Origin of the sequence: Kocuria sp. HMSC066H03 (assembly GCF_001812045.1) — a bacterium.
GTDB lineage: Bacteria > Actinomycetota > Actinomycetes > Actinomycetales > Micrococcaceae > Kocuria > Kocuria rhizophila.
Window position 1 is genome coordinate 615,924 of sequence record NZ_KV807509.1, and the last position, 24,109, is coordinate 640,032.

The 24,109-nt window shown below is 70.5% G+C and carries 18 protein-coding genes and 4 tRNA genes; 7 read left to right on the forward strand and 15 right to left on the reverse strand.

From position 1 onward, the window contains the following. Nucleotide 1: 1 nt before the first annotated feature. Nucleotides 2-1,474, reverse strand: coding sequence for a 3-isopropylmalate dehydratase large subunit (leuC, locus tag HMPREF2833_RS11540; protein WP_019308943.1), 1,473 nt, complete (start codon nt 1,472-1,474; stop codon nt 2-4). A 155-nt stretch (nt 1,475-1,629) separates the two neighbouring features. Between leuC and HMPREF2833_RS11545 the strand changes: the two genes are divergently transcribed. Then, nucleotides 1,630-2,442 carry an IclR family transcriptional regulator gene (locus tag HMPREF2833_RS11545; RefSeq protein WP_019308942.1) on the forward strand — a complete coding sequence of 271 codons (813 nt, stop codon included), beginning with the start codon at nt 1,630-1,632 and terminating at the stop codon, nt 2,440-2,442. A gap of 30 nt (nt 2,443-2,472) precedes the next feature. Here the strand turns inward: HMPREF2833_RS11545 and HMPREF2833_RS11550 are convergent, their stop codons facing one another. The 13 genes from HMPREF2833_RS11550 to HMPREF2833_RS11610 form a co-directional block, all read right to left on the reverse strand. After that, nucleotides 2,473-4,134 carry a GTPase gene (locus HMPREF2833_RS11550; protein WP_019308941.1) on the reverse strand — a complete coding sequence of 554 codons (1,662 nt, stop codon included), beginning with the start codon at nt 4,132-4,134 and terminating at the stop codon, nt 2,473-2,475. Beyond that, the gene (locus HMPREF2833_RS11555) at nt 4,131-5,885 is read right to left on the reverse strand and encodes a dynamin family protein (protein WP_070638618.1); all 1,755 of its coding nucleotides are present in this window, start codon (nt 5,883-5,885) and stop codon (nt 4,131-4,133) included. The genes HMPREF2833_RS11550 and HMPREF2833_RS11555 overlap by 4 nt, the downstream gene beginning before the upstream one ends. Before the next feature lie 138 nt (nt 5,886-6,023). Next, nucleotides 6,024-6,096: transfer RNA gene (locus HMPREF2833_RS11560), tRNA-Glu, on the reverse strand. Nucleotides 6,097-6,256: 160 nt separating this feature from the next. Next, a tRNA-Gln gene (locus tag HMPREF2833_RS11565) sits at nt 6,257-6,328 on the reverse strand. Nucleotides 6,329-6,524: 196 nt separating this feature from the next. Then, nucleotides 6,525-8,045: a glutamate--tRNA ligase gene (gene gltX / locus HMPREF2833_RS11570; RefSeq protein WP_070638378.1), complete on the reverse strand. Its 1,521-nt coding sequence runs from the start codon at nt 8,043-8,045 to the stop codon at nt 6,525-6,527. A gap of 105 nt (nt 8,046-8,150) precedes the next feature. Next, nucleotides 8,151-8,924: a fumarylacetoacetate hydrolase family protein gene (locus HMPREF2833_RS11575; protein WP_070638621.1), complete on the reverse strand. Its 774-nt coding sequence runs from the start codon at nt 8,922-8,924 to the stop codon at nt 8,151-8,153. Between the two features lie 104 nt (nt 8,925-9,028). Continuing rightward, nucleotides 9,029-10,126 carry a branched-chain amino acid aminotransferase gene (locus HMPREF2833_RS11580; RefSeq protein ID WP_039101916.1) on the reverse strand — a complete coding sequence of 366 codons (1,098 nt, stop codon included), beginning with the start codon at nt 10,124-10,126 and terminating at the stop codon, nt 9,029-9,031. Nucleotides 10,127-10,230: 104 nt separating this feature from the next. After that, nucleotides 10,231-11,319: a 3-isopropylmalate dehydrogenase gene (locus HMPREF2833_RS11585; RefSeq protein ID WP_039101917.1), complete on the reverse strand. Its 1,089-nt coding sequence runs from the start codon at nt 11,317-11,319 to the stop codon at nt 10,231-10,233. A 252-nt stretch (nt 11,320-11,571) separates the two neighbouring features. Continuing rightward, nucleotides 11,572-13,125 (reverse strand): methionine--tRNA ligase, encoded by a 1,554-nt coding sequence (metG, locus tag HMPREF2833_RS11590; RefSeq protein WP_070638381.1) that lies wholly within the window; start codon nt 13,123-13,125, stop codon nt 11,572-11,574. A gap of 211 nt (nt 13,126-13,336) precedes the next feature. Continuing rightward, nucleotides 13,337-14,362: a ketol-acid reductoisomerase gene (ilvC, locus tag HMPREF2833_RS11595; RefSeq protein ID WP_070638384.1), complete on the reverse strand. Its 1,026-nt coding sequence runs from the start codon at nt 14,360-14,362 to the stop codon at nt 13,337-13,339. A 115-nt stretch (nt 14,363-14,477) separates the two neighbouring features. Then, nucleotides 14,478-14,987, reverse strand: a complete 510-nt coding sequence (ilvN, locus tag HMPREF2833_RS11600) for an acetolactate synthase small subunit (protein WP_019308931.1) — start codon at nt 14,985-14,987, stop codon at nt 14,478-14,480. 3 nt (nt 14,988-14,990) lie between these two features. Continuing rightward, the gene (locus HMPREF2833_RS11605; RefSeq protein WP_047978538.1) at nt 14,991-16,868 is read right to left on the reverse strand and encodes an acetolactate synthase large subunit; all 1,878 of its coding nucleotides are present in this window, start codon (nt 16,866-16,868) and stop codon (nt 14,991-14,993) included. 271 nt (nt 16,869-17,139) lie between these two features. Further along, nucleotides 17,140-18,111 (reverse strand): NAD(P)-dependent oxidoreductase, encoded by a 972-nt coding sequence (locus tag HMPREF2833_RS11610; protein WP_019308929.1) that lies wholly within the window; start codon nt 18,109-18,111, stop codon nt 17,140-17,142. 164 nt (nt 18,112-18,275) lie between these two features. On the opposite strand from HMPREF2833_RS11610, the gene HMPREF2833_RS11615 reads away from it, so the two are divergent. Continuing rightward, nucleotides 18,276-18,351, forward strand: a tRNA-Lys gene (locus HMPREF2833_RS11615). Nucleotides 18,352-18,530: 179 nt separating this feature from the next. Here HMPREF2833_RS11615 and HMPREF2833_RS11620 read toward each other — a convergent pair. Next, nucleotides 18,531-19,019, reverse strand: coding sequence for a MarR family winged helix-turn-helix transcriptional regulator (locus HMPREF2833_RS11620; protein WP_019308928.1), 489 nt, complete (start codon nt 19,017-19,019; stop codon nt 18,531-18,533). 266 nt (nt 19,020-19,285) lie between these two features. Here HMPREF2833_RS11620 and bcp point away from each other — a divergent pair, with 266 nt between their 5' ends. From bcp to HMPREF2833_RS11645, 5 genes are all read left to right on the forward strand, one after another. Further along, nucleotides 19,286-19,759: a thioredoxin-dependent thiol peroxidase gene (gene bcp, locus HMPREF2833_RS11625; RefSeq protein ID WP_019309316.1), complete on the forward strand. Its 474-nt coding sequence runs from the start codon at nt 19,286-19,288 to the stop codon at nt 19,757-19,759. A gap of 308 nt (nt 19,760-20,067) precedes the next feature. Further along, nucleotides 20,068-20,149, forward strand: a tRNA-Leu gene (locus HMPREF2833_RS11630). Between the two features lie 57 nt (nt 20,150-20,206). Beyond that, a complete protein-coding gene (locus HMPREF2833_RS11635) occupies nt 20,207-21,820 on the forward strand; it encodes an ABC transporter substrate-binding protein (RefSeq protein WP_019309317.1) in 1,614 nt (537 codons plus the stop codon). A gap of 110 nt (nt 21,821-21,930) precedes the next feature. After that, nucleotides 21,931-23,415, forward strand: coding sequence for a malate:quinone oxidoreductase (locus tag HMPREF2833_RS11640; RefSeq protein WP_019309318.1), 1,485 nt, complete (start codon nt 21,931-21,933; stop codon nt 23,413-23,415). A gap of 254 nt (nt 23,416-23,669) precedes the next feature. After that, nucleotides 23,670-24,059, forward strand: coding sequence for a MarR family winged helix-turn-helix transcriptional regulator (locus tag HMPREF2833_RS11645; RefSeq protein WP_019309319.1), 390 nt, complete (start codon nt 23,670-23,672; stop codon nt 24,057-24,059). Nucleotides 24,060-24,109 lie beyond the last annotated feature (50 nt).

A 24,109-nucleotide genomic window follows, 5' to 3' on the forward strand; every position in this document is an offset into this window, starting at 1 on the left:
GTCAGACGGCGGGCTGGAGCCCGGAGGGCACCGCGGTCTCCTCACGCACGGGCTCCAGGTCCGACGGTGCGCTGAGCGTCCCGCGCACGGCGGTCGCCGCCGCGACCACCGGGGAGACCAGGTGGGTGCGCCCACCCTTGCCCTGGCGTCCCTCGAAGTTGCGGTTGGAGGTGGAGGCGCAGCGCTCCCCCGGGGCCAGCTGGTCCGGGTTCATGCCCAGGCACATGGAGCACCCGGCGAAACGCCAGTCCGCGCCGAAGTCCCGGAAGACCCGGTCCAGGCCCTCCGCCTCTGCCTGCAGCCGGACCTTCGCGGAGCCCGGGACCACCATCATCCGCACGTTCTCCGCCTTGCGGCGCCCCTTCAGGATGTCCGCGGCCGCACGCAGGTCCTCGATCCGCGAGTTGGTGCACGAGCCCAGGAACACCGTGTCCACCGGGATCTCCTTCATAGGTGTGCCGGCCTCGAGGCCCATGTAGTCCAGGGCGCGGCGGGCGGCGTCCTTGGCGTTGTCGTCGCCCGCGTCCTCCGGGTCCGGCACGGGCTGCGACAGCGGCACACCCTGGCCGGGGTTGGTGCCCCACGTGACGAACGGCTCCAGCTGGTCCGCGTCGATGAAGACCTCCCGGTCGAACTCCGCACCCTCGTCCGTGTGCAGGGTGCGCCAGTACTGCACGGCGGCGTCCCAGTCCTCGCCCTGCGGCGCGTGGGGGCGTCCCTGGACGTAGTCCATGGTGACCTCGTCCGGGGCGATCATGCCCGCACGGGCACCGGCCTCGATCGACATGTTGCAGATGGTCATGCGGGCCTCCATGGACAGCGCCCGGATGGCGGAGCCGCGGTACTCCAGCACGTACCCCTGACCGCCGCCGGTGCCGATCTTGGCGATCACCGCCAGGATGATGTCCTTGGAGCTCACCCCCGGCTTGAGCGTTCCCTCCACCGTGACGGCCATAGTCTTGAACGGTGCCAGCGGCAGCGTCTGGGTGGCCATCACGTGCTCCACCTCCGAGGTGCCGATCCCGAACGCGAGCGCCCCGAACGCCCCGTGCGTGGAGGTGTGGGAGTCACCGCACACCACGGTCATCCCGGGCTGGGTCAGGCCCAGCTGCGGGCCCACCACGTGCACGATTCCCTGCTCGGCGTCCCCCAGGGAGTGCAGCCGGACGCCGAACTCCTCGCAGTTGCCGCGCAGCGTCTCGATCTGTTTGCGGGAGGTCTCGTCCGCGATGGTGGAGAAGATGTCCTCGGTGGGGGTGTTGTGGTCCTCCGTGGCGATCGTCAGGTCCGGGCGTCGCAGGCCCCGGCCGGCGAGCCGCAGGCCCTCGAAGGCCTGGGGGCTCGTCACCTCGTGGAGCAGGTGGAGGTCGATGTAGAGCAGGTCCGGGCGGCCCGCCTCGCCCCGGCGGACCAGGTGGTCGTCCCACACCTTCTCCGCGAGCGTGCGCGGTGCGGCGGTGTCCGTGGTGCTCATCTCTGCTCTCCTTGCCTCTCGGGTCCCGGGCGTCCGCGGGGCCCGGGCGTCGGGCGGCCGACGGGTGCGGCCACTGGACCCATCGTCCCGGCTGCCCGCGGCCAGTTCCAGCCCGTGGACTTGCTTCTCGCATTGTGAGACGTCACTATCGGAGCATGGACACCACGCACGCGATGGACCCCACCGGCGCCCCCCTGGGTTCTCCCCTGGGTGGTCTGGGCACCGGGTCCCGGTTGAACGACGAGCCCACGCACTCCTCCTCGGGGGTGGGCGTGATCGATAAGGCCTCCCTCATCCTGGACGCCCTCGAGGCCGGGCCGGCATCCCTGGCGGACCTGGTGGAGGCCACGGGACTCGCGCGCCCCACTGCGCACCGTCTCGCGGTCGCCCTGGCCCACCACCGCTTCGTGGGCCGGGACGTCCAGGGGCGCTTCGTCCTGGGTTCCCGTCTGGTGGAGCTCGCCTCCGCCGCGGGCGAGGACCGGCTCATCTCCGCCGCGGCACCCGTGCTGCTGCAGCTGCGGGACAGCACCGGCGAGTCCTCCCAGGTGTTCCGCCGCCAGGGCGAGTGGCGCGTGTGCGTGGCCTCGGCCGAGCGGCCCATCGGTCTGCGGGACACGATCCCCGTGGGCACGCAGCTGTCCATGAAGGCCGGTTCCGCGGCCCAGGTCCTCGTGGCGTGGGAGGACCACGCGCGCCTGATCGAGGGTCTGCAGCACGCCCGCTTCTCCGCCACCACGCTCGCCGGGGTACGACGCCGCGGCTGGGCCCAGTCGATCGGCGAGCGCGAGGCGGGCATCGCGTCCGTCTCCGCCCCCGTCCGCGGGCCCTCGGGCCGGGTGATCGCCGCTGTCTCGATCTCCGGTCCCATCGAGCGGCTGTCCAAGCAGCCCGGTCAGAAGCACGCGGACGTGGTGGTCCAGGCCGCCCGCCAGCTCACGGAGGCCGTGCGCGTCAGCGCGGCGTGAACGCCGGGCGGCACGGGGAAGCTCGGTGTCTCAGACCGCCGTGGCCGCTCGGGTGAGTGCCTCGCGGAACTCCTGGTGGGCGTCGAGCTCGGCGCGCACCGGGGCCTCCACCGCCTCTGCTGCGGCCTCGCGCACGGACCGCAGCAGGCGGCGTCGTACGCGAGAGGCCCGTGCGCGGGAGGCGAGGGAGGCGAGCACCGCGCCGGTGAGGGCCAGGAACAGGGCGAGCACCACCCCGGCCACGACCATGAGCGTGGGCACCGGCAGGGGGAAGCCCTCCACCGTGGGCGGCGGGGGCAGCTGCAGCTGGAAGTAGTCCGCGAGGAACAGCCCGAGCAACCACAGCAGGCCCAGGACGGTCACGGCCATCGCCAGCCACTGCAGGACGTCGAACACGATCCACCACCACGAGGACGTGCGTGCGGAGAACTTCGTGCGCGCCACGGCCTGGTCCAGGGCGTCGGGCAGCCGCTCCTCGTGACGCCGGGCGGCACCGCGGACGCTGCGACGCCAGGGCTCCCCCGCACCGTGGGAGACCTGGTCCGCGAAACCACGCACCGCGGAGTCCGCCGAGGCCTTCTGGGCCGCGTTCATGGGCGGCAGGGAGGTGCGGTGCACCCCGGGGTCCGAGTGCCGGTCGTGGGTCTCGATGTGCAGCCGCTTGAGGGGGTCCTTGCGGAACCGGGAGAGCCACCGGGTGGCGATCCAACCCGTGTGGCGCCCGGCCCGCAGCCGGTACGAGCGTGCGGCGGCGTCGGCCACCATGTCGATCCCCGCCGCGCGGGCGAGCCCGGCGGTGAGCCGCTCGCTCGCATCCTTGTCGATCCCGTGGGGATCACCCTCCCCCGCGGCGCGGGCGAGGTTCTGCGCGGCGTGTACCACGTCCGCTTCCAGACGCGCACCCGCGGCCGCCCGCCCGGCGGCCACCTCGTGGATGCGGGCGCGCAGTGCGTCCACGCCCTCCCCCGTGCGCGCCGAGACGGCGACCGGGGCGCTGGACCCGGTGGCGGGCAGCCCGTCCTGGGCCAGCAGCTCCCGCAGCGAGCCGAGCACCGTGGGGACGTCCCGTTCCGCAAGCCTGTCCGCCTGGTTGAGGACCACCATGGTGACCGCGCCGTGGCGGGAGAGCGGCTGGACGAAGTCCTGGTGGAGCACCGCGTCCGCGTACTTCTGCGGGTCCACGACCCACACCACCACGTCCACGAGACCCACCATGCGCTGGACGATCTCCCGGTGCTCGCGGGTCACGGAGTCGAAGTCGGGGAGGTCGAGCAGCACGAGACCACCCGTGGTGGTGGCCGCCCCGCGACCGTGCCCCGAGGTCACGCTCAGCGCCGGGCCGACCACGTGGCGCTCCGCCACGTCGAGCCAGTCGAGCAGGGGCTGGCTGCCCTCGTCCCCCCACACCGCAGCCAGCGGCGCTGACGTGGTGGGCCGGCGGGCGGCCGTCCGGGCGAGCTCCTGGCCCACCACCGCATTGAACAGGCTGGACTTGCCGGATCCCGTCGCGCCGAAGAACCCCACGACCGTGTGGTCAGCGGACAGCGCCCGCCGCTGGCCCGCACGGTCGAGGGTCTGCCGGGCCTGCTGGACCACGGCGGCGTCGAGCCGGCCCTCCGCGATGTCCGTGGCCGTGGCGAGGCCCGTGATCCGTTCGGAGAGCGTGGGTGCGGTGCGGGTGCGGGGGCTCACAGGGCCTCTCCCTCCGTGCGCAGGCGGGCGGCGGCGGCGTGCAGCGCCTCCGCCGTGGGATGCTCTCCCAGCTCGTCGAGCCTGTCCAGGAACGTGCGCGCGCGGTGGTCCAGCAGGGCCCTGATCCTGGTCTCCAGGTTGCGGCGCGCCTGCTCGCTCATCCGGCGCACGGCGTCCTCACCGAACACCGCCTCGAGCAGCTTGGTGCCCACCACCCCGGAGCCGCCGGCGATCCCCACCTCCAGGCCGGTGAGACCGCCCGTGGTGGAGAACACCGCGATCATGAGGATCACGGCCAGGGCGTTCACACCCATGGACATGGCCCGCGCCCGGGTGCGTTTGCCCGCGCCCTCCTGCTGGATCATGAGCATCACGTCCGACTGCCAGTCCCGGATGCTCTGGGCGACCTCCTGCGGGAACTCGGGCGGCAGCGCCGCCAGGTCGCGCCCCGCGAGCAGCACCTGCCCGGCCGGCTCGTCCCGCCAGCGCCGCTCCGAGAGCTCGGCGGCGCGTGCCGTGTTCTCCACGACCACCGCCTGCAGGCCCGTCTCGATGGCCTCCTCCACGCGCACCTCGGGCGCCGGTCGGCCCGTGAAGAACGCGGACATCCGGTCCCGCACCCGTCCGATTCCTGCCTCCAGGCCGCGGAAGAACTCTCCGGTGCCCACGAAGTCCTGCCAGCGCGCGAGCACCTCCCCGCGCAGCAGGGTGCCGTCGCGCGTGGAGTCCACGACCGCCCGCAGCGCCTCGTCGAAGGCGGTGGTCACCTCGCGGCGCAGGTGCTCCTCGGTGTGCTCCTGGGCCGCGGCGGCCTCCGCGGTGCGCTCCGTGGTCTCGGCGAGTTCGCGCACGGCGCCGCCGAGCGTCCGCGCGGCGATGTCCGAGCGCGCGTGGGCGTCCGCACCGAGCGCCTCGAGCCAGTCCCGCAGTGGCGCGACCGCGGCGGGCGGCAGCATTCCCGTCTCGTTGAGCGGGGACTCCTCCACCACGAAGATCGGGGCCCCGTTCAGCCCCTCGGCATCCAGCATCCGCCGCAGGTCCTCCTCGATCTCCGCCGCCGACGCCGCCTGCACCCGGTCCAGGACCACGGCCACCGTGATGTCCCGGCCGGCGGCGTTGCGCAGCAGCTGCCAGGGGACGGCGTCCGCGTAGCGGTTGGCCGTGGTCACGAACAGCCAGAGGTCCGCGGCGGAGAGCAGCTGGGCCGCGAGCGCCCGGTTCTCGTCGGAGATCGAGTCCACGTCCGGTGCGTCCAGGATGGCCAGACCCTCGGGGATGCTCTCGTCCCCGAGCAGCACGAGCGAGCCGGTGTCCTCCACGGGGCCGGAGCCGCCGAAGGCCGCCCCCGGTGCCTCCGAGGGGTCGGTCATCGTTCCGCGCACCCGCGCCAGGTGCGGCAGCACCCGCTGGGTGGTGAACGCCCCGGCGTCCCGCGGGTGGTGGATCAGCAGGGGCCGCCGCGTGGTCGGGCGGATGGCGCCCGAGCGCGTCACGGGGTGGCCCACCAGGGCGTTGACAAGCGTGGACTTGCCCGCACCCGTGGAGCCGCCCACCACCGCGAGCAGCGGTGCGTCCAGGGAACGGACCCGGGGCAGGACGTAGTCGTCCAGCTGGGCCACGGCGCGGGCCGCGTTCTCGCGCTGCTGCGGGGCGCTCGCGGTGGCCAGCGGCAGAGTGGTGGCGCGGAGCAGGTCGCGTGCTTCCTCCAGTGCCTCGATGAGTGGCACGGCGGGCGTGGTCTCAGTGTTCACACGGTCATTGTGCCAGTCGTCACGGTCCCCCACTCACTCCCCACGGCCGGCCGGCAGCGCGGGCGCGGCACAGGGAGCCATCCGGACCTGGCATGCAGAAAGCCCCGGCTTCCCAAGGAAACCGGGGCTATCACTGCGTGACCCCAGCGGGATTCGAACCCGCGTTACCGCCGTGAGAGGGCGGCGTACTAGGCCGCTATACGATGGGGCCGTGTACTTTCAGAATGATCTGGAACGCGTGCTCCGCTCATTCCTTCGTTGACGCACCAAACAGTAGCATCAACGCTGTCGTGGTCCAATTCCACCGGAGTGGCCGGAGGACCTGCCGTGCATACTCGTTCCCACACAGAAGGTGAGGGGTGCGATCAGCGCTGGGATACCAGGACTCGAACCTAGAACGACGGTACCAGAAACCGCTGTGTTGCCAATTACACCATATCCCAATGGTTGTCACCCGGCTCAGCTGCTCAGTGCCGCGCAACGAGCAATAACTATACCCACTCGGCGCTCCCCTGCCAAACCGGTCCGGGCGGAACCGCTCCCCCTGCCGAGGGTGCGTCCCCGCCCGGTCCGGTGTCCGGCGTCGAGCGCGTGGGGACCGGACGGCGTCGCGCGCCGGCGGCCCTGCAACGGGCCCGTTCAGTCCTGGGCGAGACGGGCGCGCAGCGCAGTCAGGCGCGCGAGCGTGGACTGCCTGCCCAGGATCTCCAGGGACTCGAAGAGCGGCGGGGAGATCCGCTGGCCGGACACGGCGGTGCGCACGGGGCCGAACGCGAGCCGCGGTTTGATGCCCAGCCCGTCCACGATGGCCTCGCGCAGTGCGGTCTCGATGGCCGCGGCGGTGAAGTCCTCCAGCGGCTCCAGCGCCGCCAGTGCGGCGTCGAGGACCTGCGGTGCGCTCTCCTTGAGCTGCTTGGCGGCATCCTCGGCCACCACGATCTCGCCGTCCGAGCGGAACAGGAAGCCCAGCAGACCTTCGGTCTCGCCGAGCAGGTTCATGCGCTCCTGCACGAGCGGCGCGGCCTGGTCCAGGATCTCGTTCTCGCGGGGAGTCAGGGTCTCCCCCACCAGTCCGGCGGCCTGCAGGTACGGAACGAGGCGGTCGCGGAAGTCCTGCGGGTCCAGCATGCGCACGTGGGTGCCGTTGATCGCGGTGGCCTTCTTCACGTCGAAGCGGGCCGGGTTGGCCAGGACGTCGTGGATGTCGAAGTTCGCCACGAGCTGCTCGACCGTGAAGATGTCCTCGTCCGCGGACAGGGACCAGCCCAGCAGCGCCAGGTAGTTCAGCAGGCCCTCGGGGATGAAGCCGTTGTCCCGGTGGTGGAACAGGTTGGACTCCGGATCCCGCTTGGACAGCTTCTTGTTGCCCTCGCCCATGACGTAGGGCAGGTGTCCGAACTCGGGGATGAACTCGGCCACCCCGACGGCCACGAGCGCGCGGTACAGCGCGATCTGTCGCGGGGTGGAGGACAGCAGGTCCTCCCCGCGCAGCACCTGGGTGATGCCCATGAGGGCGTCGTCCACGGGGTTCACCAGGGTGTACAGCGGCGTGCCGTTGGCGCGGGCCACCACGAAGTCCGGGACGGAGCCGGCCTTGAACGTGATCTCGCCGCGCACCAGGTCCGTGAAGGAGATGTCCTCGTCCGGCATGCGCAGCCGCAGCACCGGCTGGCGTCCCTCCGCCCGGAAGGCGGCCTTCTGCTCGTCCGTGAGGTCGCGGTCGTAGTTGTCGTAGCCGAGCTTGGGGTCCTCGCCCTTGGCGCGGTGGCGCTGCTCGACCTCGTCGGGGGTGGAGAAGTCCTCGTAGACGTACCCGCTTTCCACCAGCTTGGCCAGAACGTCCTGGTAGATCTCACCGCGCTGGGACTGCCGGTAGGGCTCGTGCGGGCCTCCCACGTTCACGCCCTCGTCCCAGGTGATCCCCAGCCAGTCCAGGGCGTCGAGGATCTGCTGGAAGCTCTCCTCGGAGTCACGGGCGGCGTCCGTGTCCTCGATGCGGAACACCAGGGTGCCGCCCGTGTGGCGTGCCCAGGCCCAGTTGAACAGAGCGGTGCGGATCAGGCCCACGTGCGGGGTGCCCGTGGGCGACGGGCAGAAGCGTACGCGCACGGGTGCGTCGGCGGGAACGGTGGGGTGCAGGGTGGAGGCGTCGTCAGTCATGATGGCGCCATTCTACGACGCCGGGTGGCGCCGCCTCACGGACGCCACCGAAGACGCCGCGGTGCCGCGGCGGCGTCGTCCACAGCTGAATGTCGATCCCGGGTGCTAGCGGCGCAGCACCGTGGTGAGCTCCCCGATTCCCTCGATCTGCACCGAGAGCTGATCGCCCTCGTCCACCGTGCCCACGCCCGCGGGCGTTCCAGTGAGGATCACGTCACCGGGCAGCAGCGTGAACGCCTCGGAGACGTAGGAGACCAGGGTGGGGACGTCGAAGACCATGTCCTCGGTGCTGCCGTCCTGCTTGAGCTCGCCGTTCACGGACGAGCGCACGGACAGTGCGGCGGTGTCGAGCTCGGTCTCGATCCACGGGCCCAGGGGGCACGCACCGTCGAAGCCCTTGGCCCGGGCCCACTGCCCGTCCGTGCGCTGGGCGTCGCGGGCGGTGAGGTCGTTCGCGGCGGTGTAGCCGAACACGACCTCCGGCACGCGCTCCACCGGGACGTCCTTGCACATGCGCCCAATGACCACGGCGAGCTCGGCCTCGTAGGAGACCTCCTCCGTCCAGGCCGGCAGGGTGACCGGGTCACCCGGGCCAGAGATCGCCGTGTTGGGCTTGAAGAACAGCAGGGGCCGACTGGGGACGTCGTTGCCCATCTCGGCGGCGTGGTCCGCGTAGTTGCGACCCACGCACACGATCTTGGAGCGCGGGATCACGGGCGAGAGCAGCCGCGCCTCGGAGACCGCCACGGTGCGGTCCAGCTCCTGGACCCCCACGTAGAGCGGGTCCCCGGTGAGGTAGCGCAGGGTTTCCTGGCCCGGCTCCCCGTGGACGGTGCCGTAGTGGATCTCGTTGTCGTGTGTGAACCGTGCGATGCGCATGCCCACAGGCTACACAGCCGCCCCCGGTCCGTTCACCACGGACAGGGGGCGGCTGCCGACCCGCGGGCCTGGTGGGGCCCGCGGGTCTGGGAAGACCGTCCGGCTCAGACCAGGCGGGTCAGCCAGCCGTGGGTGTCCTCCGCCTTGCCGGTCTGCACATCCAGCAGCTGCTGGCGGATGGCCATGGTCACCTCACCGGGCTTCTCGTCCTCCGAGCCAATGACCTCGTCGTGGCTCACGAGCCGGCGCACCGGCGCGATCACGGCCGCGGTGCCGCACGCGAACACCTCGGTGAGGTGCCCGGAGCGCTTGCCCTCGCGCCACTCGTCCAGCGTGAAGGCGCGCTCCTCCACCTGCAGACCGCGGTCCTTCGCGATCTGGATGACGGAGTCCCGGGTGATGCCCTCCAGGATGGTCCCCGTGAGCTCCGGGGTGACCACGCGGCCGTCGTCGAAGACGAAGAACACGTTCATGCCGCCGAGCTCCTCCACGGCACCCCCGCGCTCCTCGTCCAGGAACAGCACCTGGCTGCAGCCGTGAGCGTCACCCTCCATCTGGGCGATCAGTGACGCCGCGTAGTTGCCACCGCACTTGGCGGCGCCCGTTCCACCCTTGCCGGCCCGGGCGTACGTCCCGGAGAGCCAGATGTCCACGGGCTCCACGGTGCCGAAGTAGTTGCCCGCCGGGGAGGCGATCACGGAGAACAGCGCCTCCTTGGAGGGGCGCACCCCCAGGAAGGGCTCGGTGGCGATCATGAACGGCCGCAGGTACAGGGACTCGCCGTCACCGGAGGGAACCCACGCCTGGTCCTGGGTAACGAGCTCCCGCACAGCGTCCACGAAGGTCTCCTCGGGCAGCGTGGGCAGCGCCAGGCGCTGGGCGGAACGGTTCAGGCGGGCGGCGTTCGCCTCCGGACGGAAGCTCCACACGGACCCGTCCCCGTGCCGGTAGGCCTTGAGACCCTCGAAGATTTCCTGCCCGTAGTGCAGCACGGACGTGGAGGGGTCCAGGCTGATCGGGCCGTAGGGTTGCAGCCGCGCGTTGTCCCACCGGCCGGTGCCCTGCTGGACGTCCCCCTGCCAGTCGATGCAGACCATGTGGTCCGTGAAGAACTTCCCGAACCCCGGGTTTTGCAGGACCGCCTCGCGCACCTCGTCCGTGGCGGGGTGCGGGTTGAGCTGCCTGGCGAATTCTGTGGTCACGAATGTTCTCCTTCGACCGTTCGGGTCACGCTCCGTGGTGGTGCGGACCGGACGTGATGTGTGTCTCTCACAGTATGCAGGGTCGTGCGCACCCGCCGTGGCAGCTACGCGCCGTCCGCGCCCAGCTGCGCCACGACGTCGTCCCCCGCCTGCGCCGTGCTCCGCCGGGTGGTGCCGCGCAGGCGCAGGTCCTCGCGGACGGCGCGGTCGATGCGCGCGGCGAGCTCCGGGTGACCGAGGTGCTCGAGCATCATGGCCCCCGCAAGGATCGCGGCGGTGGGCTGGGCGGTGCCGGTCCCGGCGATGTCCGGGGCGGAGCCGTGCACGGGTTCGAACATGGAGGGGGCGGTGCGGTCCGCGTTGATGTTGCCGCTCGGCGCCAGGCCGATCCCGCCGGTGACGGCCCCGGCCTGGTCCGTGAGGATGTCCCCGAAGAGGTTGTCGGTGACGATCACGTCGAAACGCGCCGGATCCGTGGTCATGAAGATCGTGGCCGCGTCCACGTGCATGTAGTCCACCGTGACGTCCGGGTACTGCTCTGCGACCTGGTCCACGGTGCGCTGGTAGAGCCGGCCCGCGTTGACCAGCACGTTGTGCTTGTGGACCAGCGTGAGCTTCTTGCGTTCCCGGCTGCGCGCCAGCTCGAACGCGTAGCGCACCAGGCGGCGGACCCCGTGGGCCGTGTTGACGGAGACCTCGGTGGCGATCTCGTGCTCCGTGCCCGTGCGCAGGGTTCCGCCGTTGCCCGCGTAGAGCCCCTCGGTGCCCTCGCGCACCACCACGAAGTCGATGTCGCCGGGCTCGGCGAGCGGACTCGTGGTGCCCGGGTACAGGGTGGCCGGGCGCAGGTTGATGTAGTGGTCGAAGCCGAAGCGCAGCTTGAGCAGCAGGTCGCGTTCCAGGATCCCGGAGGGCACCCGCTTGTCGTTGGGAGCGGCACCCACGGCACCGAAGAGGATCGCGTCATGAGCGCGCAGCCGCTCCATGGTGTCGTCGTGGAGCACCTCGCCCGTGGCCAGCCAGTGCTCGGCCCCGAGCGGGTACTCCGTCCTCTCCAGGGTGATCCCGGCGGGCTCCGTCACGGCGTCGAGGACCTTGACGGCCTCGGCCACCACCTCCGGACCGATCCCGTCGCCGGGGAGGACGGCGATCGAGTGGCGGCGGGCGGTCTCGGCGGCAGTGGTTTCGCTCATGGGCCCACAGTAGGGGCGTGCGGGCGGCCGTATCCACATCATGAATGCCCGTTCCACATCGTGAGACTGAGGCCCGCCCTTCCGCGTTGTCGTGGCGGGCGCGGCCACCCGCGGGAACGACGCCGCCCGCCGACGCCGCGGGGTGCGGCACCGACGGGCGGCGTCGAGCTGCGGGAAACGCATCACCCGTGGACGCGGCGTGGTCCGTGAGCAGGATGCAGTCCACGGACGCGGCGCGCCCGCTCGGAGGGGTCAGTCCGCGAGCGCGGCGGGCTCCTCGTAGCGCGGGAACACACCGCTCGGCTTGGGCAGCGCCGTGCCGGGGGCCAGGCGCGTGCCCAGGGCGGAGAACATCCGTGCCTCACCCTCGGGCTGGCCGAGCTGCTCCAGCAGGCGGGCCATGGAGCCGGGCATCACCGGCTGCACCAGGATGGCCACGATGCGCAGCACCTCGGCGGTCACGTACAGCACGGTGGCCATGCGCTCGGGGTCGGTCTTGCGCAGCACCCACGGCTCCTGCGCCGTGAAGTAGCGGTTTGCGGAGGCGATCACGCGCCACACGGACTCCAGCCCGCGGTGGAAGGCGAGCGCGTCGAAGGCCGCCCGGTAGTCGGCCACCACGTCCTCGGCCTGCTGGAGCATCGCGAGGTCCTCGGCCGTGAACTCACCGGGCTCGGGAACCTCCCCACCGAGGTTCTTCGCGACCATCGAGAGGCTGCGCTGGGCCAGGTTGCCGAGGTCGTTGGCCAGGTCCGAGTTGATCCGCCCGGCAATGGCGTCGTGCGAGTAGTTCCCGTCCTGGCCGAAAGGCACCTCGCGCAGCAGGAAGAACCGCAGCTGGTCCAGCCCGTACTCCTCCACCATCGCGTGGGGGTCGATCACGTTGCCCACGGACTTGGACATCTTCTGGCCCTGGTTGAACAGGAAGCCGTGGGCGAAGACCTTCCACGGCAGCTCGATCCCCGCGGACATCAGGAACGCCGGCCAGTACACCGCGTGGAAGCGCGCGATGTCCTTGCCGATCAGGTGCACGGACGCGGGCCAGAACTCGCGGAACAGCGGCGCGTCCGTGTCCGGGAAACCCAGCCCGGTGAGGTAGTTGGTCAGCGCGTCCACCCACACGTACATCACGTGGTCCGGGTTGCCCGGCACGGGCACGCCCCAGTCGAAGGTGGTGCGGGAGATCGAGAGGTCCTGCAGTCCCCCGCCCACGAAGGACGCGATCTCGTGCGAGCGGGTCTCGGGCTGCACGAAGTCCGTGCGGTACAGCTCCAGCAGGCGGTCCTGGTAGCGCGAGAGCCGGAAGAAGTAGCTCTCCTCCTCGGTCCACGTCAGCTCCGTGCCGGTGCCGATCGAGTAGCGCTGCCCGTCCGCGCGCACCTCGGTCTCGTCCTCGGCGTAGTAGGCCTCGTCCCGCACGGAGTACCACCCGGCGTAGGTGTCCAGGTAGATGTCGCCGTTGGCCTCCATGCGCTTCCACAACTCCTGCGAGGCCGCGGCGTGGTCCTCGTCCGTGGTGCGGATGAAACGGTCGTAGGAGATTCCCAGCTCGTCGTCCATCTCCCGGAACCGTGCCGAGTTCGCGTCCGCGAGCTCGCGCGGCGTGGTGCCGAGCTTCTCCGCGGTCTGCTGCATCTTCTGCCCGTGCTCGTCCGTGCCGGTCTGGAACCGGGTGCCGAACCCGTCCAGGCGCTTGAAGCGCACCAGCGTGTCCGCGGCGATCGCCTCGTAGGCGTGGCCGATGTGCGGCGCTCCGTTCGGGTAGGAGATGGCCGTGGTCGCGTAGAAGGGGTTCTGCTGAGTCACCCCTCCACTCTATCGACCCGCGCCCACGTTCCCCGCCCGGTGCTCCGCCGCGCACCGGCCCCGGACCCGCCACCGGGCCCGCCGCTCCCGCGCACGGCACCACCTGGTACGACGACGCCGCGGTGCGCGTCCCGTGGGAGGCGCACCGCGGCGTCGTCGTGGGCTTGACGTGTACCCGCCGTCGCGGGCGACGGGACCGCGCGAACGCGGATCAGCGCGCGGCGGTGCCCTCGGTGTAGTCCGCGTCCGTCTGCTCCCACGCGAACAGCGAGCGCAGCTTGCGACCCGTGGTCTCCACCGGGTGCTGCTCCTCCTTGGCGCGCAGCTCCTTGAACTCCTTGGCGCCGGAGGCCTGGTCCTTCATGAAGCGGTCCGCGAAGGCGCCGTTCTGGATGTCCGCGAGGACCTCCTGCATGCGCTCCTTGACCTCGGGCTGGATCACGCGGGGACCGGAGACGTAGTCGCCGTACTCGGCGGTGTCGGAGCAGGACCAGCGCTGCTTGGCGATCCCGCCCTCGACCATGAGGTCCACGATCAGCTTGAGCTCGTGCAGCACCTCGAAGTACGCGATCTCGGGCTGGTAGCCGGCCTCGGTGAGGGTCTCGAAGCCGTACTGGACGAGGTGGGAGACGCCGCCGCACAGCACGGCCTGCTCGCCGAAGAGGTCCGACTCGGTCTCCTCGGTGAAGGTGGTCTCGATGACGCCGGCCCGGGTGCCGCCGATCCCCTTGGCGTAGGACAGGGCGAGCTGCAGGGCGTTGCCGGAGGCGTCGACCTCCACGGCCACCAGGTCCGGCACGCCGCGCCCGGCCTCGAACTCACGGCGCACCGTGTGGCCGGGACCCTTGGGGGCGACCATGGCCACGTCCACGCCCTGGGGCGCCTCGATGTAGCCGAAGCGGATGTTGAAGCCGTGCGCGAAGAAGATCGCGTCGCCCTCCTGGAGGTTGTCCTTGATGGACTCCTCGTAGACCTGCGCCTGGACCTGGTCCGGGGTCAGGATCATGATGACGTCCGCCTCTTTGGCGGCGTCGGCGATGCTCATCACCTGCAACCCCTCGGCCTCGGCCTTGGCGCGGGACGTCGAGCCCTCGTTGAGGCCGATGCGGACGTCCACGCCGGAGTCGCGCAGGTTCAGCGCGTGGGCGTGGCCCTGCGAGCCGTAGCCGATGATGGCCACGGAGCGGTTCTGGATGATCGAGAGGTCGGCGTCGTCGTTGTAGTAGATCTTTGCCATGAGCTTGCTCTGTCTCCTTGGGTAGCGGGTGGGGTTCTCGTGGGGCCGACGCCGCGGGGCGGCGGGCCGGTCCGGGGTGCCCGGTCGACGGTGCGAGCGGGCAGGGCCCGGTGGATCAGTGGCGCAGTGCGCGGTCGGACATGGACTTGGGGCCGCGGCCCAGGGCCACGGTGCCGGCGCGGACGATCTCCCGGATCCCGAAGGGCTCCAGGACGTCGAGCAGCGCGTGGATCTTGTCGCGGGAGCCCGTGGACTCGATCACCACGGACTCCGTGGAGACGTCCACGATGGTCGCACGGAAAAGGTCCGCGGCCTGGGTGACCTGCAGCCGGGTGGCGGCGTCCGCCCGGACCTTGACCATGATGTGGTCGCGCTGCACGGAGGACTCCGGGGTGAGCTCCACGATCTTGATCACGTTGACCAGCTTGTTCAGCTGCTTGGTGACCTGCTCGAGCAGCTCACCGTCCGCGTCCACCACCACGGTGATCCGGGAGATCCCGGACAGCTCCGTGGGGCCCACGGCCAGGGAGTGGATGTTGAAGGCGCGGCGGGCGAAGAGTCCCGCCACCCGGGTCAGCACGCCCGGCTTGTCCTCCACCAGGACGGAGAGGGTGTGTCGGCTCATGGGTCAGTCCTCCGTGTTCCACTCGGGCGTCATGTTGCGGGCGATCTGGATCTGGTCGTTGGAGACCCCGGCGGGGACCATGGGCCACACCATGGCGTCCGCGGAGACCACGAAGTCGATGACCACCGGGCGGTCGTTGATCTCCAGCGCCTTCTGGATGGTGGCGTCCACGTCCTCGTCCCGCTCGCACCGCAGGGCCGCGCAGCCGTAGGCCTCGGCGAGTTTCACGAAATCCGGGATGCGGCGCGAGTCGTGGCCCGTGTTCAGCTCCGTGTTGGAGTACCGCCCGTCGTAGAACAGGGTCTGCCACTGGCGCACCATGCCCAGCGAGGAGTTGTTGATCACCGCCACCTTGATGGGGATGTCGTTGATCACGCACGTGGCCAGCTCCTGGTTGGTCATCTGGAAGCAGCCGTCCCCGTCGATGGCCCACACCACGCGGTCCGGCTGGCCCACCTTGGCGCCCATGGCCGCGGGGACCGCGAAGCCCATGGTGCCCAGGCCGGCCGAGTTCAGCCACTGCCGGGGCCGCTCGTAGTCCACGAACTGTGCGGACCACATCTGGTGCTGGCCCACGCCCGAGGCGTATACGGCCTCGGGGCCCGTCAGAGCGGAGATCCGCTCGATCACGTGCTGCGGGCTGCCGTGGCCGTCCTCCGTGCGGGTGTAGCCCAGGGGGTAGGTCTCCGTGAGGGAGTCCAGGGCCTGCCACCAGGTGCTGAGGTCCGGCGCCCCGGTCTCCTCGAACTCCTGGCGCACCGCCTGGGTGAGGTCGGGGATCACGGACGCCAGGTCCCCGACGATCGGCACGTCCGCGATCCGGTTCTTGGAGATCTCCGCGGGGTCGATGTCCGCGTGGATCACCTTGGCGTTCGGCGCGAAGGTGTCCAGCTGGCCGGTCACGCGGTCGTCGAAGCGTGCACCCAGCGTGATGAGCAGGTCCGCCTGCTGCATGGCGTACACCGCGGGCACCGTGCCGTGCATCCCGGGCATCCCCAGGTTCTGCCGGTGGGAGTCCGGGAAGATCCCGCGGGCGGTCAGCGTGGTGACCACGGGGGCACCCGTGAGCTCCGCCAGCTCCGCGAGCTCTGCCGGGGCGTTGGCGCGCATGGCGCCGCCGCCCGTGTAGAGCACGGGACGCTCGGCGGCGGCGATCAGCCGCGCGGCCTCCCTGATCTGCTTGGAGTGCCCCCGCGTCACCGGGCGGTAGCCGGCCAGCTCCACGTGCGGGGGCCAGCTGAAGGTCAGCTGCCCCTGCTGGGCGTCCTTGGCCACGTCCACGAGCACCGGGCCCGGCCGGCCCGTTGACGCCAGGTGGTAGGCCTCCGCAAGCACCCGCGGGATGTCCTCGGGGTCGGTCACCAGGTAGGAGTGCTTGGTCACCGGCATGGTCATGCCCACGATGTCCGCCTCCTGGAAGGCGTCGGTGCCGATCGAGGAGCTCGCCACCTGGCCCGTGATGGCCAGCATGGGGATGGAGTCCATGTTGGCGTCCGCCAGGGCCGTGACCAGGTTGGTGGCACCGGGACCCGAGGTGGCGATGCACACGCCCACCCGGCCCGAGGCGAGCGCATAGCCCTCGGCGGCGTGGCCAGCACCCTGCTCGTGGCGTACCAGCACGTGGTTGATCTTCTCGGTGTCCAGCAGCGGGTCGTACGTGGGAAGGATCGCGCCGCCGGGCAGCCCGAACACGTCCGTGACGCCGAGCATCTCGAGCGAGCGGATGATCGCCTGGGAGCCCGTCATCTGCTCAGGGGCGACGACGTCCGCGGCGTGGCCCGTCAGGTGGACCCGGTCCGAGTCCGCGGTCTGGGCAGTGGGCCCGGACGGGGTGCTCCGCTGGGCCATCACCGCCGGTGAGATCGGCTGGTCCTTGCTCATGGGGCTGTGTCCTTACGTGCGTGGTGGTGACGGTGCCGGACGGGGTGGTGTTCGGCGGGAGAGGGCGGGGGTGGTGTCCTCGTACATGAATAAAGGCCCTGTCCACGGGTTCCGTGGGCTGAGGGCCTTGGCGGTGTGCGCGTCGCAGCTCCTCAGGCCGGTCGTCCAATGAGGACGACCAGGACGAGGACCTGGATGATGCGCTGTGCCGAATTCATGTCCCCATGGTGTGACGCAGCGAACCCGAGTGTCAATCGGCGGACAAGTCATCTCACATCATGAGACGACCGGGCTGGACCAGGAACTGCGGCGAGCGCCCCTGACGCAGACGCTCCAGCTGCTCCAGGACCAGGCGCCGCATCCGGGGCCGATAGGACGCGTTGGAGCCGCCCACGTGGGGCAGCACGATCGACCCCGCAGCGCCCATGAGGGGGTGCTCGCCGGGCAGCGGTTCGGGATCCACCACGTCGAGTGCACACCTCAGCCGTCCCGCGCACACCTCGGACGTGAGGGCGGCGGTGTCGACCACCGGCCCCCGCCCCACGTTGACCACCAGGGCGTCGTCGGGCAGCCGGGAGAGCATCTCCCGATCCACCAGACCGACCGTGGAAGCCGTGAGCGGCAGCGCGAGCACCAGGATGTCCGTGCGGGGAAGGATCTCCCCCAGCTCGTCGGTGCCGTGGACGTGGCCGGCGGCATCGTCCCGCGCGGAGGAGGCCACACGCGTGAGCTGCACCTCGAAGGGCCGGAGCCTGGAGGCCACCGCGCCGCCGATCTCCCCCACCCCCACCACGGTCACCCGTGAGTCCGCGACCGCACGGGAGTGGTATGTCCGGTACACGCCCTCGGCCTGCTGCCGCACACCGCGGTCCAGCTCCCGCTGCGCCGCAATGATCAGCCCCAGGGCGATCTCCGCGGTCCCCGCGGCGTGCACCCAGCCGGCCGCCGCGAGAGCGGTGCCTTCCCCCAGGAGCTCGGGAACGCCGTCGTACCCCGTGGACTGCAGCTGCAGGAGCGAGACGTCCCGCAGCACCGAAGGGTCCTTGCGCCACCTGTTGCTGTCGTAGGGAGCCACCGCGATGTCCACCTCGTGGCGTGCACACCCCTGCGGCTCGCCCACCAGGTCCCACAGCACGCACCGGAAGTCCGGCGCCTCGGCGGCGACCTCCTCGAGCAGCCACGGGTCCGGCAGGGACAGGACCGTCAGGGAGTCGAGCGGGACACGATCGGCGGGGTCACTCATGTCCGTGATTCTACGGCGGGAGCACGGGTGCGGGAGCCGCGGGACAACCGGCGAGGAACCGCCCCGACCCCCGATTTGACTCCCCCGGTCGGACTGCTAAAGTTATCTCTCGTTGCGAGGGAGAAGGCAACGGCGAAACGCCAAAACCCGAACCAGCAGCACCCGCGCCTCTAGCTCAATTGGCAGAGCAATTGACTCTTAATCAATGGGTTCAGGGTTCAAGTCCCTGGGGGCGCACCACGTCGAAAGCCGGACCGCATCAGCGGTACGGCTTTCGTCATGTTCGCAGTGCGCAGGGTACGCCGTGCGGGTTCCGAGCAGGGCGGGATCCTCGCCCCCCGCAGTCGAAGGCCGCCAGGCCCTGCGGGTGACGTGTCGCCGACGGCCGCGCAGGGCGGATCAGCGACGGCGCGCCACGGTCAGTGGGTCTGCAGACCCCCGCAGTTCTTCGCGTCGCACGCGGCGCGGTCCTCCTCAACCTCCCGGCGCCAGCGCGCACCGCCGAGGGATGAGATGATCTCCACGAGCCGGCACCGGAACTCCTCGTCGGAGTCCTGGCCGCCACCCAGCAGGCCCTGCTCGATGTGTGCGGCACGTTCCAGCACACCCTCCCCCACCGGAGAGATGCTCACCACGTGGGAGCGGTGGTCGCGTTCGTTCTTGGCGCGGGAAATGTGCCCGTGGGCCTCGAGCCGGTGCAGGGTCTTGCCCATGGTCTGCGCCTGGACGCGCACTTCCTGCGCCAGCTGCGCCTGGGTCATGCTGCCCTTCGAGTGCAGGACGTCCAGAGCCATCACGCCGGCGTGGGTGACCCCGAGGGACGCGAGTTCCTCGTTCCAGGCGTGCTCCACGAGCCGTGCCGCGGTGGACAGCAGACGGTTCGTGGGCCACTGGTTCCTGTACGACATAAGACGATTGTATCCACTCGGTGCGTTTCGGACTCTTTACAGTAAAGCGCGAGGGCAGTCAAGATGCCGCAGGAAGCCGCTCCCCCGACGGGGCGTTTCCGCAGGCGCACGACGTCGATTCGATCGACCCGCAACGGCAACCCCCCCCCGGTCGCCGGGATCCCCGCAGCGCGCCCGAGCATGGCATGCTCGATCTGCACCCCTGCACTGTACGCGAGGTTGCACAATTTAGGGAACATCTGTCACCACACACGGAGGACTGCAGCATGAGCGCGCGCCTGAACCCAGGGGACACCGCCCCCGACTTCACCCTGTCCGACGCCCAGGGCCGGCCGGTGTCCCTGCGCGAGCTGCGCGGGGAGAACGTGATCCTCTACTTCTACCCGCGCGCGGCGACCCCCGGATGCACCACCCAGGCCTGCGACTTCCGGGACAACCTGGCCTCCCTCTCCGGCGCGGGCTACCGCGTGGTCGGGATCTCCCCCGACGCCCCCGCAGCCCTGGCGGAGTTCACCGCCGACCACGACCTCGGCTTCCCCCTGCTCTCGGACGAGGACCACAGCGTGGCGGAGGCCTACGGCGCCTGGGGCGAGAAGAAGAACTACGGCAAGGTCTCCGAAGGGCTCATCCGCTCCACGGTGGTCCTGGACGAGCAGGGCACGGTGGCCCTGGCCCAGTACAACGTGCGCGCCACGGGGCACGTGGCCAAGCTCCGCAGGGATCTGGGCATCGACTCCTGACCTCAGCGCCGTCCAGGGCGCGTCCTGGGACACGGGCGCGCCGCGGGTCCGCGGCGCCACGGTGCGCGGACGACGCCGCCAGCCCACCTCCGCCCGCACGGGCGCCCCGCGCCGAGCGCGCCACCCGGCGTGAGAGCTCCGCGCTGCTCCGTCCGGGGAACGTGGCACCGCCCGGCCGAGCGGCGTCGGCCCGTGGTCACGGCGCGGCGCGCACCCCCGCTCTCCCGGCGAAACCCGGGCGACGACTGGTTAGGATGGGGGACGATCTCGGGAGGTCGTGTGGGTGACCACCGGCACGCCCGAGGACGGCGCGAGTGGTGGAACTGGCAGACACGCAGGATTTAGGTTCCTGTGCCTCACGGCGTGCGGGTTCGATTCCCGTCTTGCGCACAGCACGGCTGGGGACCGCCACCCAGAAGACGACCAGAACGGCAGGAAGGTGCGCGGGTGACGGCTGAGAAGGCTTTCGGGCGACGCACGCTCTTCGCTGCCGCCGGCCTCGGTCTCGGCCTCTCGATCTCGGGATGCGGGGACAGGAGCACCCGTTCGGGGGCGAGCGCACCCCCACCGCAGGCGTCCTTCGTGCTGGCACACGCCGCGGCACCCACGGGGCTGGATCCCTCCCGGCGCACGTCCCAGGAGACGTCACGGGTCTCCACCCAGGTCCTGGAGGGTCTCGTGGCCGCGGACCGCTCCACGGGTGAGCCCTCCCCGGCACTCGCGGAGTCCTGGGTGGTCGCGGACGACCGGCGCTCCGTCACCTTCACCCTGCGCGAGGACGTGACGTTCCACGACGGCACGGAGTTCGACGCGGCAGCGGTCAAGGCCAACTTCGACAAGTGGCAGGCCCAGGCGGAATCCCCAGAGGCCTGGGCACGCCAGTGCGCGTTCGCCACCACGTTCCGCCACGGTTCACCGGACCCGAGGGTCAGCACGTGCTACGCGGGAGTGGACGTGGCGGACGAGCGCACCGTGGTGCTCCGACTGACCCGCCCCTACACGCCGCTGCTCTCCGCGCTCACCCAGCCCGCCTTCGCCATGTCCTCCCCCGAGAGCATCCGCGCGGGCACCGAGGACCAGCACCTCGTGGGCACCGGCCCCTTCAGACTGGACTCCGCAACACCCGAGTCCGTGAAGCTGCTCGCCCACGAGGACTACTGGGGTGAGCTCGGAAGCGTGGGAACTCTCGAGCTGCGGGTCGTCCCCGACCCCGAGGCCCGCTGCGCCGCCCTGCTCACGGGTGAGGTGGACGCCTACGACCTCGTGGGGCTGGACGACTTCGCACCGCTGGCGCGGGAGGGCATCCAGGTGCTCTACCGGGACCCCTACGCCGTGTCCTACCTGGGACTCAACCAGCGGGTCCGTGCGTTCCAGGACCTGGACGTGCGCCGAGCCGTCGCCGCCGCCATCGACCGCGGGTCACTGGCCAAGTCCCTGTACCCCAACGGGACCAACGTGGCGGACCAGTTCGTGCCCGCACGTTTCAACGTCAACGGGGACAACCTGCAGATCCCCGGCTACGACCCCCAGCACGCCAAGGACCTGCTCAAGAAGAGTTCCTACCGTGGCGAACGGCTGCGTTTCCTCTACCCCCGCCACACGTCCAGGATGTACCTTCAGGAACCGGAACGGGTGTACGCCCAGATCTCGGCGCAACTCACCCGCGTGGGCTTCCGCCTGCAGCCGGTGCCCATGGACTGGGACGAGGGCTACCTCGATGCGGTGTCCACCCCGGATGGGGACCACGCGTTCAGCCTCCTCGGGTGGAGCGGCAGCTTCCGGGACCCGGACAGTTTCATGGCCCCGCTGCTCAGCGCACCGCAGGCGCGCCTGGGGTTCGACGACGCCGGGCTGATGACCGCGGTCAACCGCGCCGCGGGCATGCCCCAGGGCGATTCCCGCACCAGCGCGTACAAGACCCTCAACGACCGCGTGTCCGAGGAGATGCCGGCCGTGCCGCTGTCCCACCCCGTCTCCGCGGTGGCCGTGAGCTCCCGGGTGGTGAACTACCCGCTGACCTCCACGGGCTTCGAGCGCTTCAACGATCTGGAGCTCGCCTGAGCCGCTTCGCTGCCAGCTCGCGCGTTGGGAGTTGACCCTGGCTGGGGATACCCTGGACCGTGAACGTCCAGGCGCAGTGCCGCGCCGCACATGCACGCACGGGAGAAACAGTGACTTCACCTCAGCCCACCGAAACCGCCGATGTCGTCCTCGTGGGCGCCGGCATCATGAGCGCCACGCTCGCCACCCTGCTCAACGACCTCCAGCCCGACTGGAAGATGGTGGTCCTCGAGCGTCTGGACGCGGCTGGGCTGGAGAGCTCCAACGCCTGGAACAACGCCGGCACCGGGCACTCCGCCCTGTGCGAGCTCAACTACGCCCCGCAGGCTGCCGACGGAACCGTCAGCGCGGACAAGGCGCTGAACATCAACGAGCAGTTCCAGGTGACCCGCCAGCTCTGGAGCTCGCTGGTGGAGAACGGCACGCTGCAGGACCCCGGCTCCTTCATCAACTCGGTGCCCCACATCTCCATGGTCTTCGGTGAGGAGCATGCGAACTACCTGCGCGCGCGCTACGACGCCTTCAAGCCGAACAAGCTGTTCGAGCGCATGGAGTTCACCGAGGACCGCAGCGTGATCGCGGACTGGGCTCCGCTGACCATGCACGGACGCGGCGCGGGGCGGGTGGCCGCCACCTTCGCTCCCGAGGGCACGGACGTGGACTTCGGCGCGCTCACCAACCAGCTTCTCGACCACCTCCGGGGGCGCAACGTCTCCGTGCAGTACGGCCAGCAGGTGACCACCCTCAAGCGGCAGAGCGACGGTTCGTGGCTGGTGTCCGTGGAGGACCGTCTCAACAGCGACAACAACCGCGTGATCCGCGCCGGGTTCGTGTTCCTGGGCGCGGGCGGCGGTGCGCTGCCGCTGCTGCAGAAGTCGGGCATCAAGGAGGCCAAGGGCTTCGGCGGCTTCCCCGTGTCCGGCCTGTTCCTGCGCAACACCGACCCCACCGTCACCGCGCAGCACAACGCCAAGGTCTACGGCCAGGCCTCCGTGGGCGCGCCTCCGATGTCCGTCCCCCACCTGGACACCCGGTACGTCAACGGACGCCGTGCCATCATGTTCGGCCCCTACGGAGGGTTCAAGCCGAACTTCCTCAAGAAGGGGTCCCTGCTGGACCTGCCCAAGAGCGTGCGCGCGCACAACCTCTACCCCATGACCCGCGCCGGGATGGCCAACCTCGACCTCGTAAAGTACCTCATGGGCGAGCTGACCAAGACCCGGTCCCAGCGGATCGACGCCCTGCACGAGTACTACCCCACGGCGGACGGGTCCCAGTGGGAGCTCATCGAGGCCGGGCAGCGCGTCCAGGTCATGAAGTCCGACCCCAAGAAGGGCGGCGTGCTGCAGTTCGGCACCGAGCTGGTCACCAGCGCGGACGGTTCCATCGGGGCCCTGCTGGGCGCCTCCCCCGGAGCATCCACGGCCGTGCCGATCATGCTCAACCTGCTCTCCCGCTGCTTCCCGGCCAAGCTGTCCGAGTGGGAGCCCCGGATCAAGGAGCTGATTCCCGCCTACGGCGTCAAGCTCAACGACAACCCGCGGCTGGCTGACGAGATCATGGGCCACACCGCGTCCGTTCTCGGCATCGACTGAGACCACCACAGTCTCCCGCGGGGGCCGTTGCGCTGCGTGCGCAACGGCCCCCGCGCCGTCGTGTGCCCCTTTGCGTGGACAGGCACGAGGCCCCCGGCCAGAAGTGTGGACACGTCCCGGGAGATATGGGAAAGCCCGCCCTCGTAACATGTAGATAACGTTCATAGGGGGTGAACGTTGCTACAAAGGGGGAAAGAATGACGTCAAGGGGGAGTATCGAGGCGTGGGATGCTTTGAGTCGCTGCCATGTGTCAGTGACCAGACAACTGCAGCGGGACGTTGACCTCCGCGGGCTGTCACGCCGCGAGTTCGAGGTGCTGGCCACGCTGTACGGGTCGGATCGCAGCGGACTGAGGCTGCGGGACCTCAACAGCCACGTGCTGCTGACCCAGTCCAGTCTGTCCCGCATGCTCGAGCGTCTCGAGAACAAGGGGCTCGTGACCCGCCGACAGGACTCGCAGGATCTGCGAGGAGTGCGAGTGGGACTCACGGAGGCGGGGGCGCAGCTCTACGAGCAGATTTCGGCGGACAACGACCAGAAGGTCGCGGCTGTGGTCAGCACGGCGCTGGACGCCCAGGAGATCCGCGTGCTCACACGCCTCAGCGAACGCATCCACCAGTACGCGCTGTCCCTGTCCCGCTAGGAGGGACCGGGCCGGCGCCCGGCGGAGAACCCGCGCGACCGCGACCGTGC